The organism is Streptosporangium sp. G11 (assembly GCF_051192615.1).
Classification (GTDB): Bacteria; Actinomycetota; Actinomycetes; order Streptosporangiales; family Streptosporangiaceae; genus Streptosporangium.
Genome location: NZ_JBPJUQ010000026.1, coordinates 88,624 through 106,430, shown reverse-complemented (window position 1 = coordinate 106,430; position 17,807 = coordinate 88,624). Strand labels below are relative to the sequence as shown.

Here is a 17,807-nt window from a genome sequence, read left to right as displayed (position 1 = left end):
TCGTGATGCCGGCCGCGATCACGCTCCGGACGGTGCGGGCAGATCCCGGCGGATCGACGCCTCGATGCCCTCGACAGCGGTGATCGCGCCGTACGCGCCCAGCCCCACCAGGTCGGCGTCGTCCGGGTGGCCGGCCCGCCAGGCCGCCACGTCGGCGTCGGTGACGCGGTACGGCGCCATCGCGGCGAGCAGGGCGAGCCTCGCCCCCGGCCGGTCGGCGCCGGGCAGGCCCGCCAGCGGCCCGTCCAGCCACCCGCCGCCCGATGGTCGCCGACCGGCCCGCTCCCGGGCGTCGCACCGGCGGATGCTCTCGTACCCGGCACCGGGGACGTAGCGGACGGGAAGCTACCGCGCCGGGAGTAGTCCCGGTCCCCTCTCCGGGGAGGAGGCGGAGAGCGCGGCGCCCGGTCTACTGTTCGGGCATGAGTCGCATGCGCGAACGGCGCGGTCACGTGCGCGGAAAGCGGGGGTACGCGTACGGATGGCACGATCACGCACGCGACCGGGTACGCGGACGGACCGATCGCGCACCCGGACGGGTCGGTCGCGTACGCGGATGGGGTGACCAGGTACGCGGATGGGCCGGTCACGCACCCGGACGGGTCGGTCGCGTACGCGGATGGGGTGACCGGGTGCGCGGGTGGGCAGGTCGCGGTCAGGTGCCGGACGCGGCGCTCGCCGGGGGGATCGCCCTGCTGCTGGTGGCGGGCACGCTCGCCGGACCCGCGCAGGGCGCTCCGCACGGGCCGGCCGAGTACGCGCTGCTGCTCGCCGGCACCCTGCCGCTCGCCGCCCGGCGCCGCTTCCCGGCCGTGATAGCGCTGGTCACTGCGGTGTGCATGATGGCCTACTCCGTGCGGGCGGCCGTCGGGCCTCCGACGGCCTTCCCGGTGCTGGTGGCCGTCTACACCACGGTCCTGACCGGCCACCGCGCCGCCGCGGTGGCCGCGGGCGCCGTGTTCCTGGGCGGCAACCTGGTGGTCGGCCTGTCATCCGAAGCGGGGGCCGAGGCCGGGTCCGGGGGATTCTCGCAGCAGTCCACCGGACTGCTGATCGGCTGGTTCGTCGCCGCGGGCGTCATGGGCGTGGTCTCCCGCCACCGCGGGGACGACCTGAGACGGGCGGAGGAACGTGCCGCCGAGGCGGAGCGCACCCGCGAGGAGACGGCCCGCCGCCGCGCGGACGAGGAACGGCTGCGGATCGCCAGGGAGCTGCACGACTCGCTCACCCACAGCATTTCCGTGATCAAGGTGCAGGCCGGGGTCGCGGTCCACCTCGCCCGCAAGCGGGGTGAGGAGGTGCCCGTTCCGCTGCTCGCCATCCAGGAGGCCAGCGGGGAGGCCATGAGAGAGCTGCGCGCCACCCTGGAGGTGCTGCGCGACGACGAGCCGCCCGGCAGCGGGCTCGACCGCCTCGCCGAACTGGTCGAGCGGTCGCGGGCGACGGGCCTGCCCGCGACCGTGATCGTGGACGGGGAGCGGCGGGCGCTCTCCGCGGACGTCGACCGCACCGCGTACCGGATCGTCCAGGAGGCGCTCACCAACGCGGCCAGGCACGCCGGTCCCGCGGTGGCGTCGGTGCGCATCACCTACGGCCCGGAGGCGCTGACCGTGCAGATCGACGACGACGGGAGCGCGGCGCCCGGTGCCGCCCCGGTGCCCGGGGTCGGGTTGAGCGGCATGCGCGAGAGGGTCACCGCGCTCGGCGGGCGGCTGCGCGCCGGTCCCCGTACCGAGGGCGGTTTCAGCGTCCGCGCCGAACTTCCCGTGGACGGTCCCGCGTGACGCGCGCCGGGCTCCTACCGGAGGGTGCCCCGTGATCCGCCTGCTGCTCGTCGACGACCAGGCGCTCATCCGCGCGGGGTTTCGCGCCCTGCTCGACGCCGAGGACGACATCGAGGTGGTCGCCGAGGCGGCCGACGGGCTGCGGGGCGTCGAGCTGGCCGCCCGCCACGTCCCCGACGTCGTGCTCCTCGACATCCAGATGCCCGTGCTCGACGGCATCGAGGCGACCCGGCGGATCGCCGCCGACCCGGCCCTGGCCGGCGTGCGCGTCGTGATCCTGACCAACTACGGGCTCGACGCGTACGTCTTCGACGCCCTGCGCGCGGGGGCGGCCGGATTCCTCGTCAAGGACACCGAACCCGAGGACCTGCTCCACGGCGTGCGCGTGGCCGCGCGGGGGGACGCCCTGCTGTCGCCCGGCATCACCCGCAAGCTGATCGCCCAGTACGTGTCCCGGCCGGCCGGCGCGGGCGCGGAAGGCGCGCTGGAGGTCCTCACCAGGCGCGAGCGGGAGGTCGTGGCGCTGGTCGGCCGGGGGCTCAGCAACGACGAGATCGCCGCGGACATGGTGATCAGCCCGTTCACCGCCAAGACCCACGTCAGCCGCGCCATGATCAAAACCGGGGCCCGCGACCGCGCCCAGCTCGTCGTCCTCGCCTACGAGTCGGGCCTGATCGTGCCCCGCTCCGCGGGCACCCCGTGACCGGGGGTGATCCCGGGCCGGTGGGTAGCCGGGCAGCGTCCGCTCCACGGGCACACCGTGACCTCGGGGTGACCCGCTCGCGCCGGTTTCGCGGCAGGAAAGGCGGTTCACCGAGGACGGCTCGTGACAGGGAACCCCGTTCGCGGCCGGGTGAGGGCGTCGCGCCCGCTCGCCGGACGCACCCGGGTGGCGCGGGTGCTCACCGGGTGAAGTCGGCGGCCCGTCCCGCGACGAACTCCTCCACCGTCGTCGCGGGCCTTCCCGTGACCGCCTCGACGTCCCCGGTCGCCCGGTCGTAGCGGTTCAGGCGGTGCAGGCGCGCCATGGTGATGATGTGCTCCTCGGTGTGCGCGGGGAGCCCCGCGGGGGCGAGAACCTCGTCGACCCAGGTGTCGAGCGGGACGTCCACGTAGGTGACCTTCCTTCCCAGCGCCCGGGAGTACTCCTCGGCGACACCGGTCATCTCCTGGGACCGGGGTCCGGTCAGCTCGTACACGTTCCCGATGTGCGGTCGCGGATCCTCCAGGATCGTGGCGACCACGGCCGCGACATCGCCGGCCGCGACCGGTGACGTGCGGCCGGTGCCGAAGGGCAGCCGGATGGTCCCGCTGCCGGCGATGGAGCGCGCGGCCAGCGTCGTGAACATCGGGTTCTCCAGGAAGGCGGTGGGCCGGACGTGCACGACCGGAAGCCCGGACCAGTCGAGCACCTGCTCCGACAGCCAGTGCAGCCGCTGCTGGTGGGACTCCTCGGTGCTCAGCGCGTTCATCTGGGACACGGTCATCTGCGAGATGCCGACCAGGGCCTCCAGGGCGCCCACCGCGCGGGCGACCGTCGCGACGGTCGCGGCGGCCTCCAGGTACGACGGTGACACGCTCATGCTGAAGAACATCCGGGAACAACCCTCGAGGGCGTCCGCCACGTCGGCGGGCCGGGTGAGATCGCCGACCACCACCTGGGCCCCGAGGGCGCGCAGCGCGTCCGTGCGCTCGTCGTCGCGGTGCGCCATCGCCCGTACGGGCAGGCCCCGCCCGCGCAGCAGCCCGACCACGGTACGGCCGACACCCCCGACGGCCCCGCCGGCACCGGTGACGAGAATCGGATCGTCGTCGGCCATCGCCGTGCCCCCTCACTCCGGAACGGCGCGCCAGGCGCCCCGGCAGTGGATCACGGTGTGCCCGGCGTCCTGACGTACCGTACCTGAGACGTTACTCCGGGCCACGGGATCGTCCGGCCGCCGGGTCGCCCGGCACGCCGGCGAGGAGCCTGCCCGGCTCCCGCGGCTTCCCTCGGGCGGGGGAGGGGGCCACATGACTCACAACATCAAGGGTTACCGCGGTGCCATGCGCTGCCGACGGCGGTCCGTCGGCTCCGGTGGCCGAGGACCCGGAATGGTCGAGCTTTCAGCAGACTCGGCGGAATTGCGGCCCAGGCGGCACATAGTCGTCCCACTCCTCCCGCGTCAGAGTGCGTCCGGCGATGGCGCAGGCCGACCCGGCGAGATCGCCGGGCAGGCCGACGTCCCACAGCCGCACGCTGTCGTCGCTGCCGCCGCTGACCACCATGCTTCCGTCGGGACTGAACGCGACGGCGTTGACCCAGTCCGTATGCCCGATGAGGGGCAGGCCCACCGGCTGGCGCGTGCGCACGTCCCACAGCCGCACGGTCAGGTCGCGGCGGCCCGTGTCGGAACCGCTCCCGCTGACCAGCGTGTTCCCGTCAGGGCTGAAGTCCACCGCCACGACGGGGTTGGTGTGCCCGGTGATGGGCTGGCCCAGCGAACGTCGCGTCCGCACGTCCCAGAGCCGGATCGTCGTGTCGGCGCTGCCGCTGGCCAGCATCCTGCCATCAGGGCTGAACACCACCTGGTAGACCCCATTGGTGTGCCCGGTGAGCGGCGGCCCGAGCTGTGCGCGGGTACGCACGTCCCACAGGCGAACCGTGCCGTCGCTGCTGCCGCTGGCCAGGGTCGTGCCGTCGGGGCTGAACGCCACGCTGTTGACCCAGTCGGTGTGACTGGTGATGGGCGCCCCCAGCTGCCGTCGGGTTTCGACGTCCCACAGCCTGATCGTGTGCTCCCCGTCGCTGCCTCCGGCGCCGCTTCCGCTGGCCAGAATCCTGGCGTCGGGGCTGAAGGCCACGGTGTTGACCCAGTTGGTGTGGCCGACCAGCGGGGGGTCGAGCCGCCGGTGGCTCGCGGCGTCCCAGAATCGGATGGTGTTGTCGCCGCCACCGCTGGCGAGAATCCTCCCGTCGGAGGTGTACGCGACGCTGAGGACCCAGTCGGTGTGCCCGGTAAGGGGGCCGTTCAGACGTCGCCGCGTCACGACGTCCCACAGCAGTACCGACCCGGCGCCGCCCCTTGAGTCGCCGACGGCCGTGGTCAGGGTTCGGCCGTCCGGGCTGAACGCCAGCGCCTCGACCGAGCTGGTGTGGCTGTCGAGGGGCGCGCCGAGTTGACGGTGGGTCTTGAGGTCCCAGAGCCTGATCGTGGTGTCCCGTGCGCCCCATCCGCCGCTTCCCGTGGCCAGGATCGTGCCGTCCGGGCTGTAGGCCAACGATTTCACCGAATCACGGCGGCCCACCAGGGGCCGGCCTATTCGCCGGTGGGTACGCGCGTCCCGCAGCCGGGCGGTCCTGTCGGCGCTGCCGCTGGCCAGGATCCGTCCGTCCGGGCTGAAGGCCAGCGAGGTGATCGTATCCGTGTGGCCCGCGCGGGAGGAGCCGAGTTGTCGGCCGGTCCTGGCATCCCAGATCCGCACGCCGTGGTCGCCGACATTCCTGTAGCCGCCGCCTCCGCTGGCGACGATGCGGCCGTCCCAGCGTCCGCTACATCTACACCGGTGAGCCCGCCGAGACCTTCGAAGATGAGGACATCGCCGAAGGCGACATCGTTGAGGACATCGACGACGAGGGATGCGAAGAAACGAACGTCGCCGAAGAAATCCCTGCCCTGCTGGCTCCCCTCACGGTCGCGGCGAATGAAGAAACGGACTTGGAGACCACTGAGGACGAGGTTTCTTCCCCGGTCACGGTGTGCCCGCTGATCTTGTCCGAAGACGAGTGGGAGGCGTTCGACGCCGAGACCGTCACGGCCTCCCCGGCCCCTGCCAAGGCCACACCAGTCATGGTGAACCCGGACCTGCCCCGTGGGGTCGAAGCGTTGCGCGCCATGCTCGACGGCACGGCCGCCACGCCGAAGCCCGTTGAGGTCCCTGCGACCGTAGAGCCTGCCCCGGCTATGCCGGTGGGCGTTGACGCCCTGCGTGCCCTGCTGAGCCAGGCAACCTCGAACACCACCAGCGTGGCCAAGGTCACCCCTCCTGTGGCTCCAGTCTCTGCGGTGCCTCTGGTCCTCTTCCAGGCCCCGACCTCCGAAGGCGTGGCAGCCTAATTCCGCCAGTGCCAGAAGCCCCCGGCGTACGCCGGGGGCTTCTGGCATTTACTACGTTTCATCCCACTTCATGGGATAGGCTCCTGCCCAGCTCACGCGATAGGGACGCCGGTGACTAGCCATAGCCGGGGCTCACGTCCTTCACGGCTGTTTTAGATGCTTTTCCTCTATTCGCGTGAGGTACGTCAGTGTTGCTCTTGCTCGCTCGTTTGCATCGCGTTGTGATTGTCGCCCTCGGCATGATCCCCCTGCTGATGATCATTCTTTCCGTAGCGATCGTGTGTCCTGTATTGGCCTGCACGGCTGACGGACGAACCTTCATCCTCGCTTTGGCCGAGAAGGTCATCAAAGCCCTCAAGATCGCCGTAGGAGGGGCTGAACAATAGCTCTTGGCAGACTCAGCTGATTGGAGAACCATCCTGAGAAGGATGGCGCTACCGGGGAGTTTCACCTAGCGGTGATCGCTAGGTGTGCGCTGGTCGAAGGTCGTGAACCTGAACGATCAACTGTGTGGCCAGCGCGTGAGTAAGTAGCGTGTCTTCGCTCAGGCTGATCTCAACGTTGTGCTCACCCGTGGGGATCGCTCTCCCGCCGGGGCCGGGGGTGAACATGTCGGCCAGGACGGCGGCGGGTATGGCGCGGGCGACGGTGCAGACGGCCGAGGAGATGTGCAACTGGGGACAGGTCGCCAGTGCCTCGGGGATGCATGCCCGGCAGGTGGGGGGAGCGCTGGTGAGGCCGCCGGTAGGTTCGTGGGGAAGCTCGCGGAACGCGGTATCGGTCATGATCCAGGGGATGCGGCCCGACTCGGGGTCGGTGGCCGGCTCGCCACAGACCTGGCACAGCAGCTTCTCCATGCAACGCCATTGCCGCAGCGTGTTGAGCATCCGCCACTGGGGTGCCCCTCGCCGGTTGTTCAGAACCCGGACGCGCAATGCTCCATGGGCCATGTCGCCCCGGCGCGGGTCTTCGTAGGCGAGTCGTAGCCCGCCGAGGGGGCGCCGGGTGAACCGAAGGTGTTGGGGCGCGGCCTCGTCGGCATGGGCGATGACGTAGGGAACGCGAAGCTGTGTCCGCGCGGCGCTGGTCACCGCATCCTCCCGCCCGGTACGAGCGACCACGCCACCCGCGCGGCCAGGCATCCCAACTGAAGATCTCGGAACGTCGCTGCGGTCACGTCGGCCGGGGCGCTGGCGGGGCTGCCTGTGCGGCGTGACTCAAGGGTGCCGTCCGGGTTCTCCGTCACGTCGAACTCCGGTATCTCCCGCTTCACACCGTCTCCTTCGGGAGCGCCGCGAGGATCAGGTCCACCATCGCGTCAGGTGCGTCTGGGCTCACCGACTGGCACCCGACCTCGATCGTGGGGAGCGAGACCATGAAGCGGCCAACGCGTTCGCCCAAGGTCACCGTCGCGACCTCCCAGCCATCACGGCTGTGCGCGACCAGTTCGAAACGGTCGCTTCGCGGGAACGGGTCAGGGCGGTCACCGTAGAGGCGGAGCCCCACACGGTGAATGATCGATGTACGGACCCCTTGCGCGTTCACCAGCTGGGCGAGACGGCGCAACGTCTCGGGAGGTTCTTACCCATCGGATTTCGCTGTTTCGTCGCTCGCGTGCCCCTCCAAATGGGGCTCTGTTGCTCTCCGTCTGGTCGCCATGTCTCAGACGGTAGGGGGCGGTATTTCTGGCATCCAAGGACTTTGCCGCACTTTGCCAGCTCTACGTGAGGCTGGCTTTCGCCGCTTTGATCAGCTCCTGCGCAGGCTTGCCGTAGATCGCTGAGGCTGCGAATCCCTCAAAGGCGCGCTCATACAAAGTGATCTCTTGAGGCTGGCTGAGGGCCAAGCTGGCAGCGAGCGTCTCGATCTGTACGACCCGCCTGTCCAGAATCCAGAACCCCGTCAAGGGCAGGCAGTGATGGGGGGCCGTGGTGGGAATGATCCCCAATCGAAGATTCGGCAGAGCCGCATCGGTAAGCAACTGGTCCAGTTGGCCCCGCATCACGTCAGGCGAGACCACACCGGCCGTCAGGGCCACCTCGCAGATCACCGCATGGAACAGATGATCGCTGCGATACAGGATGTGGCGGCGCTCCATCCGTGCTCGTACACCTTGCTCGATGTCATTCGGCACCCGAAGGAAGTCCACCACGCTGGTCATCACGGAGGCCGCGTACTCCGGTGTCTGAAGCAAGCCGGGAACGTAGAAGGTCTCGAACATACGAAACAGGCGGGTTTCCGCCTCCATGGTGACCCGTTCACGTTGGCGCTTCCGGGTACCTGCTCCCAACTGACGTCGCCACTCGACGTACATGCTCTCGATGTTCCGCACCGTGGCGAGCAAGTCAGGCAACTGATCCTCTGCGCCGCAGCAACGGCACCACACCTGAAGGTCTTCTTCAGAGGGGCCACGTTTGCCGTACTCGATGCGAGAGACCTTGGAAGAGTGCCATCCGGCCATTGCCGCCAACGCCAAACCCGTCAAGCCAGCATCCTTACGGATGTCTCGGAGGCGGATTCCTAGAGCCTCTTGGGCCTGACGGGCGGGCGTGGACACTGGGGCGGCGGATCTAGGCGGCGTACCGCGCGTAGGGAACCGCGCGGGACCAGACCTGGTCACGCACTACGCGGCACTGCTTGAGCAGAACAGGATCACTGACGAGGGCGAACCCCGCCGATGTCCCGTCATGCATGAACAAGCTCAGGACGAGGGCGTCATCGTCGAACAGCCAGTAGTCCTCGTTGGGAAACTGGATGTCTTCCGCAGCCTGCCGAGGCAGGTAACGGATGTCTTCCCCGGCTTCGAGGTTCTGGGGATCTATGGACATCTCCCAGCGGATGTAATCGGTAAGAGGCTCGGTCACGACCCGAGCGCGCTGAATGGTCGTTCCCCGCCCGATCACGTCTCGGGCGAAGTTCAGCCACGATGTGTGCCACTCGAAGTCATCGGGTTGCCTCTGGAGCCACTTGCGGAACGGGCCGTCTTCGTCGGCCACGCCGTAGGCGTCCCTGAGTTCCAGATGGAAGGCGCGGCCATGTCCAGGAAACAGCTCTCGGAACTGCTCACGCGCTAGACGTTGGGTCTCCATCGGACTCCTGGGCCTTCGGCAGGTGCGACATCAGGGCCTTGGGAACGAGGATCACCGTCTCGTGAGAGGGGATGTCGAGCTGATCCAGAACTTCCCGGTCAGAGACTATCCATCCCTGGATCAGGTACTTGTCTTCGTCCGTGTCGTACAGGGTGGGCGACTGGTCGCCGGTCGTGGTCTTGCCGAGGAACGTTATCTTCATGCTCTGACCTTCCGCTGGGACTTTGCCGGACTTTGCTCGCTTACCGTGTGATCGTCGCCCGATGCGGGAGGTGCGTCAAGCGCTTTCGGGTACAAGCAAAGATCCTGCGTTCAGCAGGGCAGGAGTCTGTTGATGCCGATCGTGGGTCAGCACAACGTCAGCACCGAGACGGGAAACAACGCCGATCAACGGCAACCAACCAGAGAAAGCAGAAGGCCGCCAAGGCCCCTGAGCTGGGACTTTGGCGACCGTTTGACCTGGTCAGCCCATAGATGCTATGGGCGGTGGTGGACGATACAGGGATTGAACCTGTGACCTCTTCCGTGTCAGGGAAGCGCTCTCCCGCTGAGCTAATCGTCCTCGCTGAAAACCAGAGGTGGAGACGGGATTTGAACCCGTGTAGACGGCTTTGCAGGCCGTTGCCTCGCCTCTCGGCCACTCCACCGGAGTGAGAGCCCGAAGACCCTTCGAGCGGAAGACGGGATTCGAACCCGCGACCCTCACCTTGGCAAGGTGATGCTCTACCACTGAGCCACTTCCGCGTGCGTCCGGAACCGGCCCGGACTCACTGTGAGAACTCTAGCGAATACCCGGCGACTCCCCAAACCGAATACGACCGGTATCTTGAGATGTAAGGAGCCAGCAATGGGTTCACCAGTTACCACAGCTCAACCTACGCGAGAGAGTTGACAGCATGCGCGACAACGAGGTCGTGAACATCGGGCCGGAGCCGCTGAGCTTCGAAGAGGTCGTCAGGGTCGCCAGGCACGGCGCCCCCGTGCGCCTCGACGACGACGCCGTGGCCGCCATGGCGGCGGCCCGCACCCGCGTGGACGAGCTGGCCGAGAGCCCCACCCCCGCCTACGGCGTCTCGACCGGGTTCGGCGCCCTGGCCACCCGGCACATCGACCCCTCGCTCCGCGCCCAGCTGCAGCGGTCCCTCGTACGGTCGCACGCCGCCGGGTCGGGCCCCGAGGTCGAGATCGAGGTGACCCGGGCGATGATGTTGCTGCGCCTGCACACCCTGGCCACCGGCCACACCGGCGTGCGCCCGAAGACGGCCAAGGTGCTGGAGAGCCTGCTCAACGCGCGGATCACCCCCGTCGTGCACGAGTACGGAAGCCTCGGCTGCTCCGGCGACCTCGCGCCGCTCTCCCACGTGGCCCTCACGATCATGGGCGAGGGCGTCGTCCGCGACGCCGCGGGGGAGCGGGCCGACGCCGCGGAGGCACTCAAGCAGGCGGGCATCGAGCCCGTGGAGCTGGTGGCCAAGGAGGGGCTCGCGCTCATCAACGGCACCGACGGCATGCTCGGCATGCTCATCCTGGCCATGGACGATCTCGCCCGCCTGTTCAGGACCGCCGACGTGAGCGCCGCCATGAGCGTGGAGGCGCTCCTCGGCACCGACCGCGTCTTCGCCGCCGACCTGCAGGCCCTGCGCCCGCATCCCGGGCAGGCGGCCAGCGCCGCCAACCTCAGGGCCCTGCTCGGCGGCTCGCAGATCATGGAGTCCCACCGGGACGGCACCTGCACGCGCGTCCAGGACGCGTACTCCCTCAGGTGCGCCCCGCAGGTCGCCGGGGCCGCCCGCGACACCCTGGCGCACGCAGCCCTGGTCGCCGGGCGGGAGCTCGCCTCCGCGATCGACAACCCGGTGGTCCTGGCCGACGGCCGGGTGGAGTCCAACGGAAACTTCCACGGAGCCCCCGTCGGCTACGTGCTCGACTTCCTGGCCATCGCGGTCGCCGACATGGCGAGCATCTCCGAGCGCCGCACCGACCGCATGCTGGACGTGGCCCGCAGCCACGGCCTGCCCGCCTTCCTCGCGGACGACCCCGGCGTCGACTCCGGCCACATGATCGCCCAGTACACCCAGGCGGCGGTGGTCTCCGAGCTCAAGCGCCTGGCCGTGCCCGCGAGCGTCGACTCCATCCCGAGCTCCGCCATGCAGGAGGACCACGTCTCCATGGGCTGGTCGGCCGCGCGCAAGCTGCGCCGCTCGGTGGACGGCCTCACCCGGGTGCTCGCGGTGGAGGTCCTCACCGCCGCGCGGGCCCTGGACCTGCGCGCCCCGCTGCGCCCCGCCCCGGCGACCGGGGCCGTGGTGGACGTCCTGCGCCAGTCCGTCCCCGGTCCCGGCCCCGACCGCTTCCTCGCGCCGGAGATCGAGGCGGTGGTCCAGCTCGTCGAGGCCAACGCGGTCGTCGCCGCCGCCGAGACGATCACCGGCCCCCTGTCGTAGAGCCCCGGCGCGCCGGTGGGACCGGTGGAGGCGGCCGCCTTCACCGGTTCGCGGGAAGGGCGGCGATCACCTCCACCTCGATGAGCAGCCCCGGCCGGAACAGCCGCGAGACCTCCACGGTCGTGCTGGCCGGGGGTTCGCCGGTGATGAAACGCTTGCGCACGGCCCCGTACTCTCGCAGCAGCGACATGTCGGTGACATGGCTCCGGATGTGGGTCACGTCGTCGAACGCGCAGCCCTGGTCGGCGAGGATGCGTGCCAGCAGGTCCATCACATACTCGGACTGGCGCGTCATGTCCCCCTCGCCGACCACCTTCCCCTCCTCGTCCAGCGCCACCTGCCCCGAGACGAACAGCAGGCCCGCGGCTTTGGTGGCGTGGGAGTAGAACCCGTTGGTGGCGGGAACCGCGGCCGGGTTCAGCCTCTCCACGCCGGTACGGCTTTCCGGGCCGGCCGGGGCTTCCGAGCCCACCGAGCCCACCGAGCCCACCGAGCCCACCGAGCCCACCGAGCCCACCTGGCCCGTCAGGCCCGCCTCGCCCGTCCGGTCCGCCCCTGCGGGACCGGTCGCGGCGACGTGCGTGAAGATCGCTGAGAGGTCCGCCCCGCCGAGCCCGGCCGCCACCGCGCCCGCCAGTCTCGTCCCGGCCGCGGCGGCGAGCGTCTGGGTTCCGTGCGCGGCCAGTGCCACGTCCTTGGCCGCCAGGCCGAGGGCGTAGCGCGTCTCGTACGGGCCGGTCTCGACGACCGGGCGGACTCGTTCGACCAGCCCCCCAAGCGGCGTGCCGCCGAGCACGTCCAGCAGGGTCGCGGTGTCCACCCCGGTCGCCGCCGCGTACGCGAGGGTCTCGGCGAGCAGCACCTGGGCGGGCACCAGCGCGCTCATGACGGCCAGCTTCATCGCCGCGCCCGCGCCGGGGCCGCCGACCTCGACCACCAGGCCGAACACCTCCAGCATCCTCCGGCAGCGGGCCAGATCCTCGGGCAGGCCCCCGGCCAGCACCGTCAGGGTGCCGTCCTCGGCCGGCCGCACGCTGCCCAGGACCGGCGCGTCGACCAGTCCCACCCCCGGGGGAAGCAGGTCGCGCAGCCCGGCCACCGCCTCGGGCCCGATCGTCGACATCTCCGCGACCACCGTCCCGGCCCGCAGCCCCGGCGCCGCGTCCGCGAGCACCCGCCTGACCGCCACGGGGTCACTGAGCATCGTGACGACCAGTTCCGCGCCCGCCACGGCCTCGGCGGGCGACGCCGCCGTGGCGGCCCCCTCGATCGTGCGGGGGGTGCGGTTCCACGTCGTCACCGTGTGTCCGGCCCCCACCAGCCGCCGGGCCATCGGGGCGCCCATGTGTCCCAGGCCAAGAAAAGAAATCATGCGCTTCACGCTACGGAACCTGGTAGGCATTCCACCAGCGACTAGATTGCATGTAAGGCATGCGAAGGGGGAATGTGTTCGACGTCGAAGGGCTGCGCCTGCTGGACACCGTGGCCCGCACCGGGTCGTTCACCGCGGCGGCCGGCAGGCTCAACTACACCCAGTCGGCCGTGTCGCGCCGCATCGCCGCGCTCGAACAGCGGGCGGGCGGCCCGCTGTTCGAGCGGCTGCCGCGCGGGGTGCGGCTGACGCCCGCAGGCGAGGCGCTGCACCACCACGCCCAGGTCGTCCTGAACCGGCTGACCAGGGCGGAGGAGGAGCTGGCCGGGATCCACGGCGGTTACCGGGGGCGGCTGCGGGTGGGGGCGTTCGCCACCGCCAACGTCGCGCTCGTGCCGGGCGCCCTGCGCGCGTTCCGCGAGGACTTCCCCGAGGTCGAGCTCGTCCCGATCGAGGGCCCCAGCGGGAGCCTGCTGCGCCGCATGCGCGAGGGCGGCCTGGACGTCGCGGTGGTCAGCGACTACCCGTCCGAGCTGCCCCGCGAGGGGGAGGTGGAGATGGTCGAGCTGGCCGACGACGAGCTGCTCGTCGCGCTGCCCCGCGGCCACCGGCTGGCGGCGGAGGAGATCGTCGACCTGCGCGAGCTGCGGGAGGAGACCTGGATCGAGGCGCCCCCGCCCGGCCGGGCCACCGCGCTCGCCGCGGCCTGCGCCCGCGCCGGGTTCGCGCCCCGCGCCACGGTCAGGATCGCCGAGTGGACGGGCAAGTTCGGGTTCGTCGCGGCCGGGCTCGGCATCACGCTGGTGCCCGCCATGGCCGCGTACGCCGTACCGTCCGATCTGGTGCTCCGCTCCCTCGGCGATCTCGCCCCGCGCAGGACCGTCTACGCCGCCCTGCCGCCCGCCCCCCTGGCCGCCGCCCGCACCCTGGTGCGGCTGCTGGCCGGAAGGGCGGGACAATAGGGCAGTGCATGACTCTTTTGCGCATGTCACCGGATATCTGGCCACCGGTCTTCGGGACCTCACCACCGACCTCGCCGCGCTGGACGGTGAGGGGTGGTGGGCCGTCGTGATCGACTACGAGGGCAAGGTGACGTGCGCCAGGTTCGGCGACGTCCGCCGGGCCCCGCTGCCCACGCCGCGCGGCCCCTGGCGCGGGCCGCACCCGTCGTCGTGGCGCAGCTCCCTCGACCGGGCGGCGTACGAGGACGGCGTGCGGCGCATCCGCGCCTACATCGAGCGGGGCGAGGTCTACCAGGCCAACCTGTGCCGGGTGCTGACCGCGCCGCTGCCCGCGAGGGAGAGGCCGGATCCGCTGGCCCTGGCCGTACGGCTGGCGGAGGGCAACCCCGCCCGCTACGCCGCCGCGGTGAGCCTGCCGGGGCTGAGCGTCGTGTCGGCCTCCCCGGAGCTCTTCCTGTCCAGGGACGGCGACGTGGTCGAGTCCGGGCCGATCAAGGGCACCGGGGTCACCGTGGACGACCTGCTGGAGAAGGACTACGCGGAGAACGTGATGATCGTCGACCTCGTCCGCAACGACCTGGGCAGGGTCGCCGCGGTGGGCTCGGTGAGCGTGCCCGCCCTGTGCGAGGTGGAGGAGTACCCCGGCCTGGTCCATCTGGTCTCCACGGTCCGGGCGCGGCTCGCGCCGGAGTACGGGTGGCCGGAGCTGTTCTCCGCGACCTTCCCGCCGGGGTCGGTGACCGGGGCCCCGAAATCCTCGGCCCTGAGGATCATCGATGAGCTCGAACCCGAGCCGCGCGGGCCCTACTGTGGGACCGTGGGCTGGGTCGACGCCGACCGGCGACGGGCGTCGCTGGCCGTGGGGATCCGCACGTTCTGGATGTCGTCCGACGAGATCCGCTTCGGTACGGGCGCGGGCATAACCTGGGGTAGCGACCCGCGACGCGAGTGGGACGAGACCGAGCTGAAGGCCTCCCGGCTCATCGCGCTGGCATCAACATCAGGTTCAGAAGGAGTCGTATGAACGTACCTATATGGCTTAACGGAGCACTCATCTCTCCGGATCAGGCCACCGTCTCGGTGTTCGATCACGGCCTGATGGTCGGCGACGGGGTGTTCGAGACCATCAAGTGCGTGAACGGCACCACGTTCGCGCTCACCCGCCACCTCGATCGGCTCACGCTCTCGGCGCGGCGGATGGACCTGCCGGACCCCGACGTGGACGCGATCGCCGACGGGATCCGCGCCTGCCTGGCCGAGGCCCCGCCGTGGAAGCTCGGCCGCGTCCGCGTCACCTACACCAGCGGCCCGGGGCCGCTCGGCTCCGACCGGGGCGACAAGGGCTGCACGAGCGTGGTGATCGTCGACGAGCAGAAGCCGTTCCCGGCCACCGCCGACGTCACCGTCGTGCCCTGGCCGCGCAACGAGCGCGGCGCGCTCGCCGGGGTGAAGAGCACCTCCTACGGCGACAACGCCAAGGCGCTGTTCTACGCCAAGGCCAGGGGCGGCGGCGAGGCGATCTTCGAGAACCTCGCGGGCAACCTGTGCGAGGGCACCGGCAGCAACATCTTCGTGGTGCGCGAGGGGCGGCTGCTCACCCCCACGCTCGCCTCGGGCTGCCTGGCCGGGGTCACCCGCGCGCTCGCCCTGGAGTGGTGCGGGGGAGTCGAGGAGGACGTCCCGCTCTCGGCCCTGTACGAGGCCGAGGAGGCGTTCCTGACCTCGACCACCCGTGACATCCAGCCGATCCGCGCGATCGACCGGACCGTGCTGCCCGCCGCGCCCGGCCCGATCACGGCCAAGGCCATGCAGGTCTTCGCCGAGCGCTCCGCCGCCGACCTCGACCCCTGAGCCCCGGTTTCCGGGCTCTCCGGTCCCGGCTCCGGCGGTGCACCCCGCCGGAGCCGGAGCCGGTCGTCCGGCGGGCTAGTAGGACACCTGGGTCTGCGCGTTCAGCTCCTTGAGCCTGACCTTGGAGGCCGGATCGGTCAGCGGGTCGTCGATGCGGAGCACGTCCAGGCCCTTGGTGATGTCACTCGAGTAGATGTGGCCGTTGTAGTAGTACGCCGACCAGGAGCCGCCGACCCCCGGCACCGGGCCGCGCTCGAAGAAGCCGATCTCCCGGGGCTCGGTCGCGTCGGTGAAGTCCCAGACGGAGATCCCGCCCTGGTACCACGACTGGACCATGATGTCCTTGCCCGGCACCGGCAGCAGCGACCCGTTGTGCGCGACGCAGTTCTCGTCGGACGCCTGCTCCCTGGGGATCTTGAAGTAGCCGCGGAGCTTGAGCCTGCGGTCCTTGCCGAGGTCGTACACCGCGTTGGCGCCGCTGGTCTTCGGGGTGTTGGAGTCGCAGGTCGCGCTGACGCCGCCGCCCAGCTCGTCCCCGAAGACGACCTTGGTGGCGTCGTTGTTGAACGTCGCCGAGTGCCAGATGGCGAAGTTCTTCTTGTCGCTCACGTGCTGGAGCACCTTGGGGTTGACCCGGTCGGCGATGTCCAGCAGGATCCCGTCGCCGAAGCAGGCGGCGGCGGCGAGGTTCTTCTCCGGGTAGACCGTGAGGTCGTGGCAGCCGCCGATGCCCCCCTCGGCGGGCTTGTCGGAGAGCACCGGCTTGGAGATCACCTTGGCGCTCTTCGGGTCCTTGACGGGCACCTCGACCACGGAGATCTTGTTGTGCGGCGGCGCGCAGGTCACCGTGCCGGGCTCGGGGCCGGGGGAGGAGATGTAGAGGTAGACCTTGTCCGGTGTCTTGCCGGGGACGAGGGTGTGGGTGTGCGAGCCGCAGTCGGTCTGGACCGCCGCGACGAACGTGGGATTGGCCTTGTCCGAGATGTCGAAGATCCGGATGCCCTCCCAGCCGTCCGCCTCCGGCTCGCCGCGCTGGGCGTCGCACTCCGGGCCCTCCCGGGCGGAGTCGATCGACAGGAACAGCAGGTCACCGCTCACCGAGACGTCGTTCTGCTCGCCGGGGCAGAGCACCCGGCTGGCCACCGAGGGGCTCGCCGGGGTGGAGATGTCGAAGACGGTGAAGCCGTCGAAGTTGCCGACGAACGCGTAGTCGCCCTGGAAGGCCAGGTCGGTTCCCCACGACTGGGGCCCGTTGAGCGGGGCGCCGGGAGGCACGTTGGCCAGGTGCGTGATGTTGTCGCTGTGGGTGCCGTCCCCAGAGATCCCGGGAGCGGGGGTCTCCGTCGTCTGCCCGGAGGCGCCAGGGCTCTCCTCCGGGGTGGCCGGCGCCGCCGAGGTGGGCGCGGCGGCCACGGACGGTGGCGAGGCCGAGGGGGCCGGGTCCGCCCCACACCCGGCCACGAGAAGTAGCGCGGCCAGGACGAATGCCACGATCGGTCGCACGGTGCCCCCATTACGTCGGTCCACTTGCCCCATTATTGAAGCTATGCGGAGGATGCGTGTGCCGAGTCAGGTTATCGCGATGATCATCGTGGCATCGGTTCTCGGGGGATGCGCGGACACCGGACCGGAGCGACCGGCCCCGCTCGTCGCCGGGTCGGGCGCGCCCGTGATCATCCCGGGCGGCCCGGGGGAACCCGGCCGCACGGCGCGGCCGGGCGAGAACCTGGGGGAGACCGAGGCGCGCGTCACCGCGGCCGACGTGCGGTTCGCCGAGGGGATGATCCCGCACCACCGGCAGGCGCTGGAGATGGCGGCGCTGGTGCCGTCCCGGTCGTCCTCGCCGGTCCTGCGGAGGCTCGCCGGCCGGATCACCGCCGCGCAGCGGCCGGAGATCGCGGCGATGACCTCGTGGCTGAGGGCGGCCGGACGGACTCCGGGCGAGCACGACGGGAGCGGCGGCCACGGCGGCCACACTCTCCCGCTGGAGGAGATGAACCGGCTCAGGGCGGCCAGGGGGGCGGCCTTCGACACCCTTTTCCTGACCCTCATGATCACTCACCACGAGGCGGCGGTCACGATGGCGGGGCTCCAGCTGCGCGAGGGCTCCGACCGGGCCATGCTGGCCACCGCCAAGGACGTCGTCTCGGGTCAGGGCATCGAGATCGCCCGGATGCGGGACCTGCTCAGGCCCGGGGCGTAGTCCCG

General features: G+C 70.6%; 20 protein-coding genes and 3 tRNA genes. 9 read left to right on the top strand and 14 right to left on the bottom strand.

Annotated elements, in window-relative coordinates; genetic code table 11:
• Positions 1-18: 18 nt before the first annotated feature.
• A complete protein-coding gene (locus tag ACSDR0_RS24000) occupies positions 19-180 on the bottom strand; it encodes a hypothetical protein (RefSeq protein ID WP_435291111.1) in 162 nt (53 codons plus the stop codon).
• Positions 181-632: 452 nt separating this feature from the next.
• Here ACSDR0_RS24000 and ACSDR0_RS23995 point away from each other — a divergent pair, with 452 nt between their 5' ends.
• The gene (locus tag ACSDR0_RS23995) at positions 633-1,784 is read left to right on the top strand and encodes a sensor histidine kinase (protein ID WP_435291110.1); all 1,152 of its coding nucleotides are present in this window, start codon (positions 633-635) and stop codon (positions 1,782-1,784) included.
• A gap of 31 nt (positions 1,785-1,815) precedes the next feature.
• Complete coding sequence (locus ACSDR0_RS23990; RefSeq protein WP_435291109.1) at positions 1,816-2,487, top strand: response regulator; 672 nt, start codon at positions 1,816-1,818, stop codon at positions 2,485-2,487.
• A gap of 199 nt (positions 2,488-2,686) precedes the next feature.
• Here ACSDR0_RS23990 and ACSDR0_RS23985 read toward each other — a convergent pair whose 3' ends face one another.
• Positions 2,687-3,604, bottom strand: coding sequence for an NAD(P)H-binding protein (locus ACSDR0_RS23985; protein ID WP_435291108.1), 918 nt, complete (start codon positions 3,602-3,604; stop codon positions 2,687-2,689).
• Between the two features lie 286 nt (positions 3,605-3,890).
• Positions 3,891-5,249, bottom strand: coding sequence for a WD40 repeat domain-containing protein (locus ACSDR0_RS23980; protein WP_435291107.1), 1,359 nt, complete (start codon positions 5,247-5,249; stop codon positions 3,891-3,893).
• 233 nt (positions 5,250-5,482) lie between these two features.
• Between ACSDR0_RS23980 and ACSDR0_RS23975 the strand changes: the two genes are divergently transcribed.
• Both ACSDR0_RS23975 and ACSDR0_RS23970 read left to right on the top strand, forming a co-directional pair.
• The gene (locus tag ACSDR0_RS23975; protein ID WP_435291106.1) at positions 5,483-5,881 is read left to right on the top strand and encodes a hypothetical protein; all 399 of its coding nucleotides are present in this window, start codon (positions 5,483-5,485) and stop codon (positions 5,879-5,881) included.
• 188 nt (positions 5,882-6,069) lie between these two features.
• Positions 6,070-6,267 (top strand): hypothetical protein, encoded by a 198-nt coding sequence (locus ACSDR0_RS23970; protein WP_435291105.1) that lies wholly within the window; start codon positions 6,070-6,072, stop codon positions 6,265-6,267.
• Between the two features lie 78 nt (positions 6,268-6,345).
• On the opposite strand, the gene ACSDR0_RS23965 is transcribed toward ACSDR0_RS23970, so the two are convergent.
• The 9 genes from ACSDR0_RS23965 to ACSDR0_RS23925 form a co-directional block, all read right to left on the bottom strand.
• Positions 6,346-6,972: a hypothetical protein gene (locus ACSDR0_RS23965; protein ID WP_435291104.1), complete on the bottom strand. Its 627-nt coding sequence runs from the start codon at positions 6,970-6,972 to the stop codon at positions 6,346-6,348.
• The gene (locus ACSDR0_RS23960; protein WP_435291103.1) at positions 6,969-7,154 is read right to left on the bottom strand and encodes a hypothetical protein; all 186 of its coding nucleotides are present in this window, start codon (positions 7,152-7,154) and stop codon (positions 6,969-6,971) included. The genes ACSDR0_RS23965 and ACSDR0_RS23960 overlap by 4 nt, the downstream gene beginning before the upstream one ends.
• Positions 7,151-7,387: a hypothetical protein gene (locus ACSDR0_RS23955; protein ID WP_435291102.1), complete on the bottom strand. Its 237-nt coding sequence runs from the start codon at positions 7,385-7,387 to the stop codon at positions 7,151-7,153. The genes ACSDR0_RS23960 and ACSDR0_RS23955 overlap by 4 nt, the downstream gene beginning before the upstream one ends.
• 214 nt (positions 7,388-7,601) lie before the next feature.
• Entirely contained in the window at positions 7,602-8,438 is an 837-nt protein-coding gene (locus ACSDR0_RS23950; RefSeq protein WP_435291101.1) for a helix-turn-helix domain-containing protein, read from the bottom strand.
• 13 nt (positions 8,439-8,451) lie between these two features.
• Positions 8,452-8,970 carry a DUF6879 family protein gene (locus tag ACSDR0_RS23945; protein ID WP_435291100.1) on the bottom strand — a complete coding sequence of 173 codons (519 nt, stop codon included), beginning with the start codon at positions 8,968-8,970 and terminating at the stop codon, positions 8,452-8,454.
• Positions 8,945-9,172, bottom strand: coding sequence for a hypothetical protein (locus ACSDR0_RS23940; protein ID WP_435291099.1), 228 nt, complete (start codon positions 9,170-9,172; stop codon positions 8,945-8,947). Before ACSDR0_RS23940 ends, ACSDR0_RS23945 begins: the two co-directional genes overlap by 26 nt.
• 285 nt (positions 9,173-9,457) lie before the next feature.
• Positions 9,458-9,532: transfer RNA gene (locus tag ACSDR0_RS23935), tRNA-Val, on the bottom strand.
• A gap of 14 nt (positions 9,533-9,546) precedes the next feature.
• Positions 9,547-9,617 (bottom strand) — tRNA-Cys (locus ACSDR0_RS23930).
• 25 nt (positions 9,618-9,642) lie between these two features.
• A tRNA-Gly gene (locus tag ACSDR0_RS23925) sits at positions 9,643-9,714 on the bottom strand.
• Positions 9,715-9,866: 152 nt separating this feature from the next.
• Here ACSDR0_RS23925 and hutH point away from each other — a divergent pair.
• Positions 9,867-11,414, top strand: coding sequence for a histidine ammonia-lyase (gene hutH / locus ACSDR0_RS23920; RefSeq protein ID WP_435291098.1), 1,548 nt, complete (start codon positions 9,867-9,869; stop codon positions 11,412-11,414).
• Positions 11,415-11,454: 40 nt separating this feature from the next.
• Here hutH and ACSDR0_RS23915 read toward each other — a convergent pair whose 3' ends face one another.
• Positions 11,455-12,786 (bottom strand): NAD(P)-binding domain-containing protein, encoded by a 1,332-nt coding sequence (locus tag ACSDR0_RS23915; protein ID WP_435291097.1) that lies wholly within the window; start codon positions 12,784-12,786, stop codon positions 11,455-11,457.
• Positions 12,787-12,845: 59 nt separating this feature from the next.
• Here ACSDR0_RS23915 and ACSDR0_RS23910 point away from each other — a divergent pair, with 59 nt between their 5' ends.
• Genes ACSDR0_RS23910 through ACSDR0_RS23900 form a run of 3 tightly spaced genes read left to right on the top strand, consistent with a single transcriptional unit; the run spans position 12,846 to position 15,599 of the window.
• On the top strand, positions 12,846-13,748 hold the full coding sequence (locus ACSDR0_RS23910) for a LysR family transcriptional regulator (protein WP_435291096.1): 903 nt from the start codon (positions 12,846-12,848) through the stop codon (positions 13,746-13,748).
• Positions 13,749-13,752: 4 nt separating this feature from the next.
• Positions 13,753-14,772: a chorismate-binding protein gene (locus ACSDR0_RS23905; RefSeq protein ID WP_435291095.1), complete on the top strand. Its 1,020-nt coding sequence runs from the start codon at positions 13,753-13,755 to the stop codon at positions 14,770-14,772.
• Positions 14,769-15,599, top strand: a complete 831-nt coding sequence (locus tag ACSDR0_RS23900) for an aminotransferase class IV (protein WP_435291094.1) — start codon at positions 14,769-14,771, stop codon at positions 15,597-15,599. Before ACSDR0_RS23905 ends, ACSDR0_RS23900 begins: the two co-directional genes overlap by 4 nt.
• A gap of 75 nt (positions 15,600-15,674) precedes the next feature.
• Here the strand turns inward: ACSDR0_RS23900 and ACSDR0_RS23895 are convergent, their stop codons facing one another.
• Positions 15,675-17,060, bottom strand: a complete 1,386-nt coding sequence (locus ACSDR0_RS23895) for an LVIVD repeat-containing protein (protein ID WP_435291127.1) — start codon at positions 17,058-17,060, stop codon at positions 15,675-15,677.
• A 121-nt stretch (positions 17,061-17,181) separates the two neighbouring features.
• Between ACSDR0_RS23895 and ACSDR0_RS23890 the strand changes: the two genes are divergently transcribed.
• Positions 17,182-17,802, top strand: coding sequence for a DUF305 domain-containing protein (locus ACSDR0_RS23890; RefSeq protein ID WP_435291093.1), 621 nt, complete (start codon positions 17,182-17,184; stop codon positions 17,800-17,802).
• Positions 17,803-17,807 lie beyond the last annotated feature (5 nt).